The sequence below is a fragment of the Martinezella rhizogenes genome, assembly GCF_000799715.1.
Classification (GTDB): Bacteria; Pseudomonadota; Alphaproteobacteria; order Rhizobiales; family Rhizobiaceae; genus Rhizobium; species Rhizobium rhizogenes_C.
This window is the reverse complement of the sequence record NZ_JUHG01000011.1, coordinates 442,425-457,998: the sequence shown is the minus strand read 5'-3', so window position 1 is coordinate 457,998 and position 15,574 is coordinate 442,425. Positions and strand designations below refer to the sequence as shown.

Below are 15,574 nucleotides of genomic sequence, written 5' to 3'. Positions count from 1 at the left end.
GACATAGCGATGAGTCAGGGGCTACTCAATCGATCCCACGGCCATCTGGTCGACATCGGCGCGCTGCAGCGTGACGCCGATCACCGGCACCATCTGTTCACCGACCTTGACTGAGATCGTGACGTTCATCGACTTCTTGTCGGTGACGCGAGCGATCATGGCGCCGTTCAGCTTCTGGCGGTTGAGGCCGAGAACCACCGTACCGTCGCTGACGGTGCCCGAGGTGACGTCGAGACCCTTGCCCGCCGCTCCGTCCAGGAACTTGCCGCTATAGCTGCCGCCGTTCTGGGTGATTTCAGCTGACATCGGCTGCTGGAAGACGCCGACGCGGCAGGTGCCGTCGAGCTTCACACCGGTAGAACCGCCGTCGAGCGCCTGACCTGTGAGATTGCAGGTGAACTTTGTGCCCTTGTATTTGCCGGCAACGATTTCGCCCGGGCCACGCCAGGAGCCGGCGACCGACTGGAAGAAGGCCTTATCACGGGATCCCGCGTCGGCTGAATGCACCCAGGCACCTAGGGAAAGGGCTGCGGCGGCAAGGCCGCTAACAAGAAGAAACTGGCGCGAAAACATGGACATTCCCTAACGAAGAGGAACCTGAGACTGATGTCCACTTTTGCCTTAGAATGGTTAATGCTTGGTTTCTCATGAAGGAGAAAGCCGCTTTCGCGGGCACTTGCGGCATTCAGCTGCCGGTGATGTTCGGAGCGAGGTCACCGACGAAATCGCCGATGCCCGGCCGTTTCAATGCTTTGAAGGACAGAGGGCGGCAGAGATCCATGGCGGCGATGCCGATGCGCGCCGTCATCATGCCATTGACGACACCTTCGCCCAGCCGGGCCGAGAGTTTCGAGGCGAGACCATGGCCGATCAACTGCTGCACGATGCTGTCTCCGACGGCGATGGAGCCGGTGACGGCGAGATGGGCGAGCACATCTCGCATCAGCTTGAGCATCCCGAGCCCGCCGGGCCTGCCGCCATAGAGTTCCGCCATGGCGCGGACCAATTTAGCTGATTCGTAGAGGACGTAGAGGATATCGACGAGCGCGCGCGGACTGACGGCGGTGACGACGGACACGCGTTTCGACGCCCCAAGAATGAGTGCGCGGGCGCTGCGATCGAGCGGGCCGAGCAGCTCGCGTTCGGCAAGCTCGATAAGGTGCGGAGCGTCGATGATATCGTCTTCGGCGGCTTTCAGCGTGGCGCGACCCTTTGCTGTCGCCGGGTTAGCTTCCAGCAGGGTGCATAGACGCCGGACCAGCGCTTTGGCGCGCGCCGGTCGCGTCTCGATAATAGCTGCGTCCGCTTCCGCCTTGATCGTCTGCACTGCCGCGAGCCGCATCATGCCGGCTGTCTCGCGAACGACGATGGCAAGCACTGCGAGGATGCCGATGGCGAGAACAGTCAGTGCCGTATAGCCGAGCCAATCGGCGCGGCTGAACAGATTGCGAATCAATTCATCGGTCCACAGGCCGAAGGCGAGCGATACGAGAATGCCGAAGGCGCTGAAGGCGACCTTGCCGAAGGAGAATCTGCGGCGGCGCGGCGCGGCAGTGGCGGCTTCTGCATCCGATGCGGTAAGGGCGGGATTGAGGAACGGATCTTCCTCATCCGGTGTCAGAACGATTTCGGTGTCGAAGCTCTGCGGCTTGCGGCGCGGCGTCTCTGTTGCCGTTTTGGTGTGGGCACCATCCCTTGCGGTCTCCAGCTCCAGCGAAAAGGCGGCGGGGCGACGGGAAAGGCCCTTGAGATCGTCTTTTGTCGGCTTCGTCATGCGAGGCGGTCTCCGAACAGGAACTGCATGGCGCGGTCGAGGCGGATATGCGGCACGGAGAGTTTGATGCCGGCGCCGGTCTCGTCCAGCTCCGGCGGACGGAAGCGGACGACATTCACCTCGGGCAGATGGACATTTGTCGCGCCGGGGTCAAGCGCATCGAACAGCCATTGCGGATTTTCCGGCAGGTCGCCGGGAAAGACCGCCGTCTTGCGATTGCCGTCGAAGCGCTCGCCGGCGATCGTTTCCCCATCCATCGGTGTGCCGACGATGACGGGGAGGGTCTGGCCGTCGCGTTTCACCGTCGCCTCGCGCGTGGCGCGCACCGAAGCAATGGCCATGACGTCGATGCCGGCGCCGGCCATGCCGATGCGGTCGATGGCGCGCTCCACCAGGCGGCGTGTCAAGGCTTCCAGGCGGTCATGGCTTTCGTGATGAAGATGATCAGCTTTGGTTGCGGCGACCAGCACGCGGTCGATGCGGCGGCCGAGCAGGGAGGATAACAGGGAATTGGTGCCGGGACGGAAGCAGGCGAGCACATCGGTCAGTGCGCGTTCCAAGTCCTGCACAGCTTCCGGACCGCGATTGATCGCCTGCAATGCATCGACAAGGACGATCTGCCGGTCCAGCCGAGCGAAATGCTCGCGGAAGAAGGGTTTGACCACGACGGATTTATAGGCCTCGTAGCGCCGCTCCATCATTGCCCAGAGCGAGCCTTTTGGCGCAATGGTTTCGCTCGCCGGTATCAACGGCGCGAAAGTGAGCGCCGGTGAGCCGTCGAGATCGCCGGGCAACAGGAAGCGGCCGGGCGGCAGGGTCGACAGCGAACGTTCGTCGGACTTGCAGGCCTTGAGATAGTCGGCAAAGGCGGTTGCGAGGTCGCGCGCCGTCATCTCGTCCGCCGGTGCGGCGATGTCGATCGCTTGCGTCATCGCCAGCCACTTCTGGGAGAGTTCTGCGCGGACGCCGGTCTTTGCCAGCGCCAGAGTCTCTTCGCTGAACGTGCGGAAATCCTTGGCCAGCAATGGCAGATCGAGCAGCCATTCGCCGGGATAGTCGACGATGTCGATGGAAAGGCGGCCGGGCGAGAACAATCGGTTCCAGCCGCTGGCGCTCTGGTAGTCCAGCGTGATGCGCAGCTCGGAGATCGCCCGTGTCGAATCCGGCCAGATACGCTCCTTCACCAACGCGCGAATGTGGTCCTCATACTGGAATCGCGGCACGGCGTCATCCGGCTGCGGTTCCAGACGCACGGCCGAGACGCGGCCGGATTGCACCGGCTCGAACAGCGGCAGCCGTCCGCCGTTCAGCAGATTGTGCACCAGCGAGGAAATGAAGACGGTCTTGCCCGAGCGCGAAAGGCCGGTGACGCCAAGACGAATCGTCGGATTGACGAGGCCCGTTGTGCGGTCGACGAGATTGTCGAAGGCAATCCGGGCGTCGTCCGTGAAGGAGGTCAGGCTTGGCGGCAAGGCGGGATCCCTGAATGGACAGCGTGGTCGTCAATATAGGAAGCAATATAAGCGCCGAAAAGATGAGCAGGCTTTATACATCCAAACTCACTAAATCATCGTCCGGCCCGATATTTCCAACGGGCTCTATTCGGTGATGAATTCCGTCAGGATCCAGCCCGAGGATGTAGTGTCGATCACGGCAAGGCCGGCGGTCGGAAAGCCGCTGGGCAGGGCGGCGACCAGTGCATCATGACCGATCAAGGCTTCCAGCGTCTGTTCGATGATCGGGTTATGGCCGACCAGCATCACGGAGTCCTCGGTCACTTGCGAGGAGATGATTTCCAGATAGGTGCCCAGCGTCGCATTGTAGAGCGCATCGACGAAACGGAATTCGGGAGGCGGGGTGATGGCGCGGCGGACGGCATCGGCGGTCTGGCGGCAGCGCAGCGCCGTCGAGGAAATGACGAGATCCGGCTTGTAATCCTTGTCCGCGGCCTTGTCGGCAACGATCTCGGCCGCCGCATAGCCATCGTCGCTCAGCGGCCGGTCGAAATCCCGCTGGCCGGGGGCGGCGTGCTGAGCCTGGGCATGACGCAACAGGTAAATCCTGGAAGGCGGCGGTGAGATGCTGGTCATGGCGAAATTCCCATGCTGGATTTATCCCTTGACGTATCGTTTCATCCCATGCGCCGTCAACTGCGTAACTATTGGTGATGCGGCTACTTGGCGAGCCATCACGAGAAGGTTACGGCGACAGCACAAATTCGGTATTTCAAGAATATGATGAAAAAATAGACCTTTAGCCGAATTTTATGACAAAATTAAAAATCGGTTTACAGCGTCTATTTGGCTTGAACCGATACTATCGGTTGGGATATACACCCCGCCATATGAGATGTTCTTCAGGAGAATCGCGTTGAGTGAGAAGATCGATCTTAGCGAGTATGTGCCCTCGGAAAACGAGGAGTTCATGAATTCGCGTCAGCGGGCCTACTTTCGAGCAAAGCTAGTAGCCTGGAAGAATGATATCCTAAGAGAAGCGCGCGAGACCCTCGAGCATCTAGCCGAAGAAAGCGCAAACCATCCCGATCTCGCCGACCGGGCGTCCTCGGAAACCGACAGAGCCATCGAACTCCGGGCTCGCGACCGCCAGCGGAAACTGATCTCGAAGATCGATGCCGCGCTGCAACGGATCGATGAAGGTACCTACGGTTACTGTGAAGAAACCGGCGAGCCGATCGGCCTGAAGCGCCTGGATGCCCGCCCGATCGCGACCCTGTCGATCGAAGCACAGGAGCGCCACGAGCGCCGCGAGAAAGTTTATAAAGACGAATAAGCACCGTCCGGCTAAAATCGGACAGCAAAAAATAGAGGCACGACGGAAATCTCCGTCGTGCCTTTTTTGTGTCTTCGCAGAGCCTATTGCGGCCGCATACCGCATTACTTATCGCGGTTGACGCTCATTTCGCCGAAAATGCGCGCGACTTCCTTCTGAAGTGCTGCATCCGAGCCGGTGACCGGGGCAAGCTCTGGATCACGGCGTTGCGCTGGGGCGACTGCGGGCTGCTGTTGAATCTGCTGCTGTGGCTGCACATTCGGGATGATCCGCTCAGCGGTAAGATTATTTGCCATTTCCGCCTCCAGCACGCGCTGAAAATCGCTGCCGGGTTCACGCGCCTGTGGCGCTGTAACCGCAGGGGCCGCCGGAGCGGCGCGTGGCGGTTCCTGCGGCAGGACGACATGGCGCGCCGCGTCCAGTATCTCTGCTGCTTCCGCCTCGCTCAGCACGGCTGCGGACGACTGCGATGCGCGCAACTGCGCCGCCGCAACAGGTTGCTGACGCTCGATTGCCGGTTCGACGGTCGGTTCGGCTTTCAGATAGGCTTCAATTTTGGCTTCCGCAGACTCCTGCGTCTGGCGATCAAGGCGCGGGAGTTCTTGCGCCGGCTCCAGCCGTCGCTCGGGGACTGCCGGCAGTTCGAACGGGATCGGTGTCTGCGCTGCGGCCTTGCTTGGGTCGGAAATGCCGGATTCGATGACGATATCGGTCGGGCCGCCGATCATGATGAGGTGTTCGATACCGTCACGCCGGACCAGCACGAGGCGGCGGCGGGCATCGACGGCGGCCGCGTCCAGCACCTGCAGGCGCGGCTGGCGGTTCTTTCCGCCCCGCACGAAAGGCGACGGCGCTCGGCTGCGCAGGATCCAAAGGATGCCGATCAATAGGAGAAGGGCGATGCCAACCCCACCGGCTGCTAGAAGGAAACGGCTGCCATAGGCCCCGGCGATTTCGTCCCACATGTCGAGATACTCCGTAATTAACCCCGATGCCGCGACCTCGCCGTCATGAAACGGCCGGCCGCGCGCCTTCCTCTTTGTCTCGATATGAGGCAATCATATGGACAGGTCCACCTTCGAGACAAGATACGATCGTTTGTTGTGCAACGCTCTTCCTTGTGAATACAAGCCTTTCTGCCGCCGTAAAGCTTTTTGCCGATGCGGCAAATTGCTAAAGAAGATTCGAAAGGTCCGATTCTGGTGATCCGTCAAGTGCACGACGCGGCAAGGAAGAGGGCGGAGACGAGGGGTTTATGACCAAGCAGCGTCAGTCCGACGAGTATAGCGTACCGCTGGTGGATCGCGGGGTTCGCTCGGGCACCGTGTTGCGTATCATCCTGCTAGCGCTGGTGCTGGTGGCCGCAGCCGCGGCTTTCGTGGTCTTCAAGGACCAGCTCGACAACGAGGCCGTGCTCGGCGGGCTCGGTATTCTTGCCATGGTCGGCATTTTCTTTCTCGTGTCGTCCATTATCGGCTTCGTCGAGGTTATGCCGCAGACGCAGTCCGACAGCCTGGCGCGCTCCTTCCTGAACAGCCATCCGGACGGGACGCTGATCACCGACGAAAAAGGCCGTATCGTCTACGCCAATACCGCCTATGGCCGGCTGACCGGTGCTGCCAAGGCGACCGAGGTGCAATCGCTGGAAACGCTGCTGTCGCGCAATCGCGAATCCAACGAGGCGCTTTATCGCCTGGCCAACGGCTTGCGCGACGGCAAGGAGGGGTCCGAGGAGTTCCGGCTGCTGAAGCCGCTCGGCGCAGCCGAAGGCAGCGGCAATGAAGGCCATTGGTATCGCCTGAAAGCGCGCGTGCTGCCGCCGGAGCCGGGTCGGGGCAAGGCGCTGCACATCTGGCAGATCACCGACATTACCTCGGAACGGGACGACCAGGAACGCTTCTTCAAGGAATTGCAGAACGCCATCGATTATCTCGACCATGCGCCGGCGGGTTTCTTCTCGGCCGGCCGTAAGGGCGAGATTTTCTATCTGAACGCGACGCTGGCCGAATGGCTGGGCTTCGACCTTACCAAATTCACGCCGGGCTCGATGAGCGTCGGCGATCTCGTCGCGGGTGAGGGCTTGACGCTGATCCAGTCCGTGCAGGCCGAACCGGGGCTGAAAAAGACGGTGACGCTCGATCTCGATCTGCGCCGCGCCAACGGCCAGAGCCTGCCGGTACAGATCGTCCACAGCGTCACCTCGATGCGCGACGGCGCGCCGGGCGAAAGCCGGACCATCGTTCTGACGCGCCAGAATGGCGGCGACAATGATCAGTCCGCTTCCGTCGCCGCGATGCGTTTCAGCCGCTTTTTCAACAATACGCCGATGGCGATCGCCTCTGTCGATGGAGCGGGGCGCATCCTGCGCACGAACGCGCCGTTCCTGAAGCTCTTTTCCGATCTCGTGTCGCGCGACGATATCGAGCGCGGGGCGGCGCTTGAAACGATCGTCAACGAAAGCGATCGCCCGCGACTCGAGGGTGCGCTGGCTGCCGCCAAGGACCGGCAAGGCGATATCCCGCCGATCGATTCGCGCAATCCGAAGGATGATACCAGGCATTTCCGCTTCTATATCAATGCCGTCATCGACCAGACCGATGAGGCGCCAGAAGAGGCCGCCATCGTTTATGCCGTCGAAGTGACCGAGCAGAAGGCTCTGGAAACGCAGATGGCGCAAACGCAGAAGATGAATGCGGTCGGCACGCTCGCGGGCGGCATCGCGCATGATTTCAACAACGTGTTGACGGCGATCCTGCTGTCTTCCGACCATCTGCTGCTGCAGGCCCGTCCGGCGGATGCCAGCTTCGCGGATCTGATGGAGATCAAGCGCAACGCCAACCGTGCTGCCGTCCTGGTGCGGCAGTTGCTCGCCTTCTCGCGCAAGCAGACGATGCGGCCGACGATCCTCAACCTGACCGATGTGATCGGCGACCTGCGCATGCTGGTGGAGCGGCTGCTGTCGGGGACTCATGTCAAGCTCGACGTCGACTATGGCCGCGATCTCTGGCCTGTGAAGACAGATCTGTCGCAGTTCGAGCAGGTGCTGATCAATCTTTGCGTCAACGCCCGCGACGCCATGCCTGGTGGCGGCACGCTGACACTGCGCACCCGCAATCTGCCGGCCTCGGATGTCGCTGCCTTCAATTATGCCTATCTGCCGCATGAGGAGATGGTGCTGGTCGAGGTCAACGATACCGGCACGGGCATTGCGCCCGAGATCATGGACAAGATCTTCGAGCCCTTCTTCACGACGAAGGAAGTCGGCAAGGGCACGGGTCTCGGTCTTGCCATGGTCTATGGCATCATCAAGCAGTCCGGTGGCTACATTCATCCGGAATCGGAAGTCGGCAAGGGCACGACCTTCCGTATCTTCTTGCCACGCCATATTGTCGAAATGCCAGCCTTGACGGAAGGCCAGACGCTCGAGGGCCGCGATATCTCAGCGATGGACCAGAGCGTCGCCGCTGTCGTTCCGCCGGAAGAACCGGCGGATCTCACCGGCAAGTCGGCCGTCGTGCTCCTGGTCGAAGACGAAGAGGCGGTCCGTCGCGGCGGCAAGCGCATGCTCGAGACGCGCGGCTACACCGTTTACGAGGCCGGCTCCGGCGTCGAGGCGCTGGAGATCATGGAAGAACTCGACGGCCAGGTGGATGTCGTCGTTTCCGACGTCGTCATGCCGGAAATGGATGGACCGACGCTGCTCGGCGAACTGCGCAAGAAATATCCGGATATGAAGTTCATCTTCGTCTCCGGCTATGCCGAGGACGCTTTTGCCCGCAACCTGCCGGCCGACGCCAAATTCGGTTTCCTGCCGAAACCGTTCTCGCTGAAGCAGCTTGCCGTGGTCGTTAGGGAAACTTTGGATCACTAATGAAGAGATTGCCGTAATATTTTGTTTTTACGGTGTTTTCATTCTATCGTTCAGGTGCGTGCGGCCGATCCGGGCAAAATCGAAGGCGAGGGAGAGGACCGAGGCGACGACTGCCGAAATGCGCGCCGCTCTCGGTCTATTCTGGTTGACCTGATGAGCGGCGCTGTCCGTCATGCCGACTTTGGTTATTCCGCCAGGGCGACCGCGATTTCAGCGGCGAGGCGGGCATTGTTTTCGACCAGCGCGATATTGGTCTTCAGGCTGCGGCCATCCGTGAGGTCGAAGATGGTGCTGAGCAGGTAGGGGGTGACCGCCTTGCCGGTGATTTCGTCGCGTTCGGCGCTGTCCAGCGCGCGTTCGATGTAGATCTCCATCTCCTCGCGCGGGATCTCGGCGGCTTCCGGCACCGGATTGGCGATCAGCATGCCGCCGTCGATGCCGAGCTGTTCGCGGGTTGCCTGAAAATTGGCAATCGCCGCCGGGCTGTTCAGCGTCAGCGGGCTCGGCAGGCCGGAAGAGCGCGACCAGAAGGCCGGGAATTCGGCGCTGTCGTAGGTGACAACCGGAACGCCGCGAGTTTCCAGCACTTCCAGCGTCTTCGGGATATCGAGGATTGCCTTGGCGCCGGCGCAGACGACGATGACGCCGGTGCGGGCAAGCTCTTCCAGATCGGCCGAAATATCGAAGCTTTCCTCAGCGCCGCGATGCACGCCACCGATGCCGCCGGTCGCGAAAACCTTGATGCCGGCGCGGGCGGCGGCAATCATGGTCGCGGCGACCGTTGTCGCGCCCGTGCGGCGCTCTGCAATGGCGAAGGCGAGGTCGGCGCGCGACACCTTCATCGCGCCCTCGGTCTTGGCGAGCGCTTCCAGCTCTTCCGGCTCCAGGCCGATATGCAGGACGCCATGAATGACGGCGATGGTGGCAGGCACGGCGCCTTCCTGGCGGATGATTGCCTCGACGCTCTGCGCCATCTCGATATTGCCGGGATAGGGCATGCCGTGGGTGATGATGGTCGATTCCAACGCCACCAGCGGTGCGCCACGCAGCTTGGCGGCGGCAACTTCCTTCGAATAGGAGATCGGCAAGAGGGGGGAAATGGGTTTGGTCATAGTCTAGTCCAATCGGCTGAAACAGGAAATGCGAAATCAATGCGCTTCATGACAGAATTACGGCTTGCGGAACAAGAGCCAACATCGCCTTCAGAAGCGCGGGTGATAAATTTTCCGCCGTCGCAAAAGGGGATTGCACGGTGATTGCGGCCGCAGCGGTGCCGTGACGCACGGCCTCGCCGAGATCATGGCCGGCAAGCAAGGCGGAGAGAACGCCGGCGGCCAGCGAATCTCCGGCGCCGGTGACATCGGCGACGTTGTCGACTATGGGCGGCTGCAGGCTGATGGTGGCATCGCCGGAAAAGGCGATCAACTCGCGTTTGCCCCGGGTGATTACCCCGCTCTTGAGGCCGAGTGCGCGCAGTTCGACAACCCAATCGCGCGGATCGTCCGGCCGGCTTTCTGTCAGTGCCGCGGCTTCCGCCTCGTTGAGAAAAAGATGATCGATGCCGGCAAGGCAGGGTTTGAGGCGCACGACCTTGGCCGGTGAGATCGCAATTGCGGCCAACGGTTTGTCGTGGGTGGCTGCCCGCATCGCAATCGAACTCAGCGTGTCGGCCGGCAGGTTGGCGTCGCAGAGGATCAGATCGGTGGCCTCGAATGCGTCGCGAATGGAGCGGATCGCCAGCCGGCGCGGCACGAACAGCTTGTAGAGCTCCATGTCGGCGAGCGCGATCACCAGATTGCCGTCGCGCTCGAGGATCGCCGTGTAGCTCGGCGTCTTGCGATCGAGGAAGACGAAAGGCTTGTCGTCGATGCCGGCGTGGTTTGCGGCTTCCGCCACCATCTCGCCTGAGGGATCGCCGCCACGCGGCGAGATCAGCCGCACATCAAAGCCGAGGCGGGCGAGATTGCGTGCCGCGTTGAAGCCGCCGCCGCCCGGTTCCTCGAACCAGGCGCCGGGGTTGCTCGCACCTGGCGCCGTGTCGCCGAAGATACGGCCGCGCCGATCGATATGAGCGCCGCCCAGAACGAGAATCTTCTTCGCCATATCGATCTCCTCAGCGGCCCAAAAGGCGAATCGAAGCGGTTGATAACATGCCGGAAAAGGCTTGCGAGTGCACGTAAGTGCTTGGGATGAAAGAAGAAAACAAATGTAGAACGGAACTCATTTTACCTTTTTCTTTCAATCGCTTGTTGTGGCCTTGCGAAATGAGAACAAATAGAGTACACAATTCTCATCAGCGGCGACATTGCTTGAGCGGCTTCAATAACCTAAAGGTGGATCGAATGTCTCAGAATTCTTTGCGGCTTGTAGAGGACAAATCGGTGGATAAAAGCAAGGCACTTGAAGCGGCACTCTCTCAAATTGAGCGGTCGTTCGGCAAGGGCTCGATCATGAAGCTCGGCTCTAGCGAGAATGTGGTCGAAATCGAAACAGTTTCCACTGGCTCGCTGAGCCTCGATATCGCGCTCGGCATTGGCGGCTTGCCGAAGGGGCGTATCGTCGAGATCTACGGGCCGGAAAGCTCCGGTAAGACGACACTGGCGCTGCAGACGATTGCCGAAGCTCAAAAGAAGGGCGGCATCTGCGCCTTCGTCGACGCCGAACATGCGCTCGATCCGGTCTATGCCCGCAAGCTCGGCGTCGACCTGCAAAACCTTTTGATTTCGCAGCCCGACACCGGCGAACAGGCGCTTGAAATCACCGACACGCTGGTGCGTTCCGGCGCCATCGACGTTCTCGTCATCGACTCCGTTGCAGCGCTGACGCCGCGCGCCGAAATCGAAGGCGAGATGGGCGACAGCCTGCCGGGTCTGCAAGCCCGCCTGATGAGCCAGGCGCTGCGCAAGCTCACGGCTTCGATCTCGAAGTCCAACACCATGGTGATCTTCATCAACCAGATCCGCATGAAGATCGGCGTCATGTTCGGTTCGCCGGAAACGACGACCGGCGGTAATGCGCTGAAGTTTTACGCCTCCGTCCGCCTCGACATCCGCCGTATCGGCGCCGTCAAGGAACGCGAAGAGGTGGTCGGTAACCAGACCCGCGTCAAGGTCGTCAAGAACAAGATGGCACCTCCCTTCAAGCAGGTTGAATTCGACATCATGTATGGCGAAGGCGTTTCCAAGACCGGCGAACTGGTCGATCTCGGCGTCAAGGCCGGCATCGTCGAAAAGTCCGGTGCCTGGTTCTCCTATAACAGCCAGCGTCTCGGCCAGGGCCGTGAAAATGCGAAACTCTTCCTGCGGGACAACCCGGAACTCGCTCGCGAGATCGAATTGTCGCTGCGCCAGAACGCCGGCCTGATCGCCGACCGCTTCCTTCAGAATGGCGGCCCTGATGCCGCCGATGACAGCGAAGCTGCCGCGGAATAGCGGTTTCCTGAGCCGATCCAGGCTTTGATATAGGACTAAAATTCAAAACCGGCCGTATTGTCCAAGGGATGTGCGGCCGGTTTTGTTTGTGCGGCTGGACAGGGCCGGGAGCGAACGATAAAAGCCACTGACTTTGATAGGACTTGCCGAAGGCATACTGAAGGGCCAAACATGAGCGGTGTGAATGAAATCCGGTCGACCTTCCTCGACTATTTTAAGAAGAACGGCCACGAAATCGTGCCGTCGAGCCCGCTCGTGCCGCGCAACGATCCGACATTGATGTTCACCAATGCCGGCATGGTGCAGTTCAAGAATGTTTTCACCGGCCTGGAGCAGCGTCCTTACACGACGGCGTCGACCGCACAGAAATGCGTGCGCGCCGGCGGCAAGCATAACGACCTCGATAATGTCGGCTATACCGCCCGTCACCACACCTTCTTCGAAATGCTCGGCAATTTCTCCTTTGGCGACTATTTCAAGGAGCGCGCCATCGAGCTCGCCTGGAACCTGATCACCAAGGAGTTCGGCCTCGACGCCAAGCGCCTGCTGGTGACGGTCTATCACACCGACGACGATGCCTTTAACCTCTGGAAGAAGATCGCCGGCCTCTCGGATGACAAGATCATCCGTATCCCCACCAGCGACAATTTCTGGGCGATGGGCGATACCGGCCCGTGCGGCCCGTGCTCGGAAATCTTCTACGACCATGGCGACCATATCTGGGGCGGACCTCCCGGCTCGCCGGAAGAGGATGGCGACCGTTTCATCGAGATCTGGAATCTCGTTTTCATGCAGTTCGAACAGATCACCAAGCAGGAGCGGGTCGATCTGCCGCGTCCGTCGATCGACACCGGCATGGGTCTCGAGCGCGTTGCCGCCGTGTTGCAGGGCAAGCATGACAATTACGACATCGACCTCTTCCGCGCGCTGATCGAGGCTTCGGAAGAAGCAACTGGCGTCAAGGCCGAGGGTGAGCATCGTGCCAGCCATCGCGTCATCGCCGATCATCTGCGTTCCTCCGCATTCCTGATTGCCGACGGCGTGCTGCCGTCGAACGAAGGTCGCGGCTATGTGCTTCGCCGCATCATGCGCCGCGCCATGCGCCATGCGCAGTTGCTGGGCGCCAAGGAACCGTTGATGTGGAAGCTGCTGCCGACGCTGATACAGCAGATGGGCCGCGCCTATCCCGAACTGGTGCGCGCCGAAGCGCTGACCTCCGAGACACTGAAGCTTGAAGAAACTCGTTTCGGCAAGACGTTGGATCGTGGTCTGTCGCTGCTAAACGATGCCACTTCGACGCTGCACAAGGGCGACAGCCTCGACGGCGAAACCGCTTTCAAACTCTACGACACCTACGGCTTCCCGCTGGACCTGACGCAGGATGCGTTGCGCGCCCGCGGTATCGGCGTCGATATTTCGAGCTTCACCGATGCGATGGAACGGCAGAAGGCCGAGGCACGTTCACACTGGACCGGTTCCGGCGATAAGGCGACCGAAACCATCTGGTTCGAGCTCAAGGAAAAGCACGGGGCCACCGAATTCCTCGGCTACGACACGGAAGTGGCTGAGGGCGTGATCCAGGCGATCGTCAAGGACGGTGTTACCGTCGACAGCGCCTCTGCCGGCGACAAGGTGCAGATCATCGTCAATCAGACGCCATTTTACGGCGAATCCGGTGGTCAGATGGGCGATACCGGTGTGGTTTCCAGCGACAACGGCAAGCTTGCTGTCAGCGATACGCAGAAGAAGGGCGAGGGCCTGTTCGTGCATATCGCGACGGTCTCCGAGGGCACGCTCAAGGCCGGCGACGCCGTTGTCCTGACGGTCGATCACAACAGGCGCTCGCGCCTGCGTGCCAACCATTCGGCAACCCATCTGCTGCATGAAGCGCTGCGCGAAGTGCTGGGCACCCATGTGGCGCAGAAGGGCTCGCTGGTCGCACCGGAGCGCCTGCGCTTCGACGTCTCGCATCCAAAGCCGATGTCGGCTGAAGAGCTGAAGATCGTCGAGGATATGGCCAATGAGATCGTGCTGCAGAATTCGCCGGTCACGACCCGCCTGATGAGCGTCGACGATGCCATTGCCGAGGGCGCGATGGCGCTGTTTGGCGAAAAATATGGCGATGAAGTGCGCGTCGTGTCCATGGGGCAGGGCGTGCGCGGCGGCAAGACCGGCAAGCCTTACTCCGTCGAGCTTTGCGGCGGCACGCATGCCTCCGCGACGGGCCAGATCGGCCTTATCCGCATCCTCGGCGATAGCGCCGTCGGCGCCGGCGTGCGCCGCATCGAGGCAGTCACCGGCGAATCTGCTCGCGATTACCTGGCCGAACAGGACGACCGCGTGAAGGCGCTTGCCACCGCGCTGAAGGTGCAGCCGACCGATGTCGTTTCGCGCGTCGAAGCGCTGATGGATGAGCGTCGCAAGCTGGAGCGCGAACTGGCGGATGCCAAGCGCAAGCTCGCCATGGGCGGCGGTCAGGCTGGCTCTGCTGATGCAGTCCGCGACATCGGCGGCGTCAAGTTCCTCGGCAAGGCCATTTCCGGTGTCGATCCGAAGGACCTCAAGGGTCTCGCCGATGACGGCAAGACCAGCCTCGGCTCCGGCGTCGTGGCGCTGATCGGCGTTTCCGAAGACGGCAAGGCTAGCGCCGTTGTCGCCGTCACGGATGATCTCATCGGCCGCTTCAGCGCCGTCGATCTCGTCCGCATCGCCTCTGTCGCCCTCGGCGGCAAGGGCGGCGGCGGGCGTCCCGACATGGCCCAGGCCGGTGGACCGGATGGCGTCAAGGCTGACGAGGCGATCGAGGCGGTTGCTGCGGCTCTTGCCGGCTAAGGCCGGGATTTCATTTCACCATTGAAAAGCGGTGGGGGCGAATAGCTCCCGCCGTTTTGTTAGTGCTCGAAACTCATCAGGAATAACGACCTTAAGTCTTGATTGAGAGAATGGTTGTAGGGCTTTGCCTTTTCAGCCATTTGCCTGTTTCGGCATCGCCGCATTGTCGATTTCGTTGCCGCGACGATAGGCATCGCGGTTGCTGACGCGGTTCCAATACTCGATGTAGGCCGGCCGCTTTTCGATGGTGCCGAAGTTAAGACCCCAGCCGACATGAGAGCCGACATAGACGTCAGCAGCCGTGAAACGGTCGCCGGCAATATAGGGCGAAGCGGTCACCGCCTGTTCCAGGGTGTCGAAGATATTATCCAGACTACCGCAGCCGGCCATGCGCAGGCGCTCGGACGGAATTTCGAAGCCGAGGGCACGATTGGTGACGGCCATTTCCATCGGTCCGGCGGCGAAAAACATCCAGCGGAAGTAGCGACCGCGCTCGGCTGCGGTCGGCGCGAGGCCAGCCTGCGGAAAGGTTTCAGCCAGATAGGCGCAGATGGCAGCACCTTCGGTGACGATGGTATCGCCGTAGCGGATTGCGGGCACCTTGCCCATGGGATTGACCGTGAGATAGTCGGCCGCTTTCATCGTCGTGCCGAAATCCAGATATTCGGTGCGATAGGGCACACCGATCTCCTCCAGCATCCAGCGAGCAATGCGCCCGCGCGACATCGGGTTGGTGTAGAAAACGAGTTCCTCAGTCATGCGTTCCTCCCTTTTGTTCTGCCATTCTTGCCATCCGGGAGACGCGACGGCAAGATTTTCCGGCAAAAGAAAACCCGGCGCTGAGGCCGGGTTCTCACAAGCTTTGATGTTGCCGAG

General features: G+C 61.1%; 13 protein-coding genes. 4 read left to right on the top strand and 9 right to left on the bottom strand.

Annotated elements, in window-relative coordinates; all coding sequences use genetic code 11:
* Positions 1-21 precede the first annotated feature (21 nt).
* From EX00_RS06195 to EX00_RS06180, 4 genes are all read right to left on the bottom strand, one after another.
* A complete protein-coding gene (locus EX00_RS06195; protein ID WP_047455167.1) occupies positions 22-573 on the bottom strand; it encodes a hypothetical protein in 552 nt (183 codons plus the stop codon).
* Between the two features lie 112 nt (positions 574-685).
* Positions 686-1,774 carry a YcjF family protein gene (locus EX00_RS06190; protein WP_047455165.1) on the bottom strand — a complete coding sequence of 363 codons (1,089 nt, stop codon included), beginning with the start codon at positions 1,772-1,774 and terminating at the stop codon, positions 686-688.
* Positions 1,771-3,246: a YcjX family GTP-binding protein gene (locus EX00_RS06185; protein ID WP_047455164.1), complete on the bottom strand. Its 1,476-nt coding sequence runs from the start codon at positions 3,244-3,246 to the stop codon at positions 1,771-1,773. Before EX00_RS06185 ends, EX00_RS06190 begins: the two co-directional genes overlap by 4 nt.
* A 126-nt stretch (positions 3,247-3,372) precedes the next feature.
* Complete coding sequence (locus EX00_RS06180; RefSeq protein ID WP_047455162.1) at positions 3,373-3,864, bottom strand: SixA phosphatase family protein; 492 nt, start codon at positions 3,862-3,864, stop codon at positions 3,373-3,375.
* A 280-nt stretch (positions 3,865-4,144) separates the two neighbouring features.
* Between EX00_RS06180 and dksA the strand changes: the two genes are divergently transcribed.
* Positions 4,145-4,564: an RNA polymerase-binding protein DksA gene (gene dksA, locus EX00_RS06175; protein WP_047455160.1), complete on the top strand. Its 420-nt coding sequence runs from the start codon at positions 4,145-4,147 to the stop codon at positions 4,562-4,564.
* A 104-nt stretch (positions 4,565-4,668) separates the two neighbouring features.
* Here dksA and EX00_RS06170 read toward each other — a convergent pair whose 3' ends face one another.
* Positions 4,669-5,529 (bottom strand): flagellar biosynthetic protein FliO, encoded by an 861-nt coding sequence (locus tag EX00_RS06170; RefSeq protein WP_047455159.1) that lies wholly within the window; start codon positions 5,527-5,529, stop codon positions 4,669-4,671.
* 290 nt (positions 5,530-5,819) lie between these two features.
* Here EX00_RS06170 and cckA point away from each other — a divergent pair, with 290 nt between their 5' ends.
* The gene (gene cckA / locus EX00_RS06165; RefSeq protein ID WP_047455157.1) at positions 5,820-8,435 is read left to right on the top strand and encodes a cell cycle histidine kinase CckA; all 2,616 of its coding nucleotides are present in this window, start codon (positions 5,820-5,822) and stop codon (positions 8,433-8,435) included.
* A 27-nt stretch (positions 8,436-8,462) separates the two neighbouring features.
* On the opposite strand, the gene EX00_RS31860 is transcribed toward cckA, so the two are convergent.
* From EX00_RS31860 to EX00_RS06155, 3 genes are read right to left on the bottom strand one after another with little or no spacing between them, the layout of a single operon-like run.
* Positions 8,463-8,609, bottom strand: coding sequence for a hypothetical protein (locus EX00_RS31860; RefSeq protein WP_155294024.1), 147 nt, complete (start codon positions 8,607-8,609; stop codon positions 8,463-8,465).
* An 11-nt stretch (positions 8,610-8,620) separates the two neighbouring features.
* A complete protein-coding gene (locus EX00_RS06160) occupies positions 8,621-9,547 on the bottom strand; it encodes a pseudouridine-5'-phosphate glycosidase (protein WP_047455155.1) in 927 nt (308 codons plus the stop codon).
* Positions 9,548-9,593: 46 nt separating this feature from the next.
* Positions 9,594-10,538, bottom strand: a complete 945-nt coding sequence (locus EX00_RS06155) for a carbohydrate kinase family protein (RefSeq protein ID WP_047455153.1) — start codon at positions 10,536-10,538, stop codon at positions 9,594-9,596.
* Positions 10,539-10,777: 239 nt separating this feature from the next.
* On the opposite strand from EX00_RS06155, the gene recA reads away from it, so the two are divergent.
* Positions 10,778-11,866 (top strand): recombinase RecA, encoded by a 1,089-nt coding sequence (gene recA / locus EX00_RS06150; RefSeq protein ID WP_047455151.1) that lies wholly within the window; start codon positions 10,778-10,780, stop codon positions 11,864-11,866.
* Between the two features lie 171 nt (positions 11,867-12,037).
* Complete coding sequence (gene alaS, locus EX00_RS06145) at positions 12,038-14,698, top strand: alanine--tRNA ligase (RefSeq protein ID WP_047455150.1); 2,661 nt, start codon at positions 12,038-12,040, stop codon at positions 14,696-14,698.
* A gap of 132 nt (positions 14,699-14,830) precedes the next feature.
* Here alaS and EX00_RS06140 read toward each other — a convergent pair whose 3' ends face one another.
* The gene (locus EX00_RS06140; RefSeq protein WP_047455148.1) at positions 14,831-15,457 is read right to left on the bottom strand and encodes a glutathione S-transferase family protein; all 627 of its coding nucleotides are present in this window, start codon (positions 15,455-15,457) and stop codon (positions 14,831-14,833) included.
* Positions 15,458-15,574 lie beyond the last annotated feature (117 nt).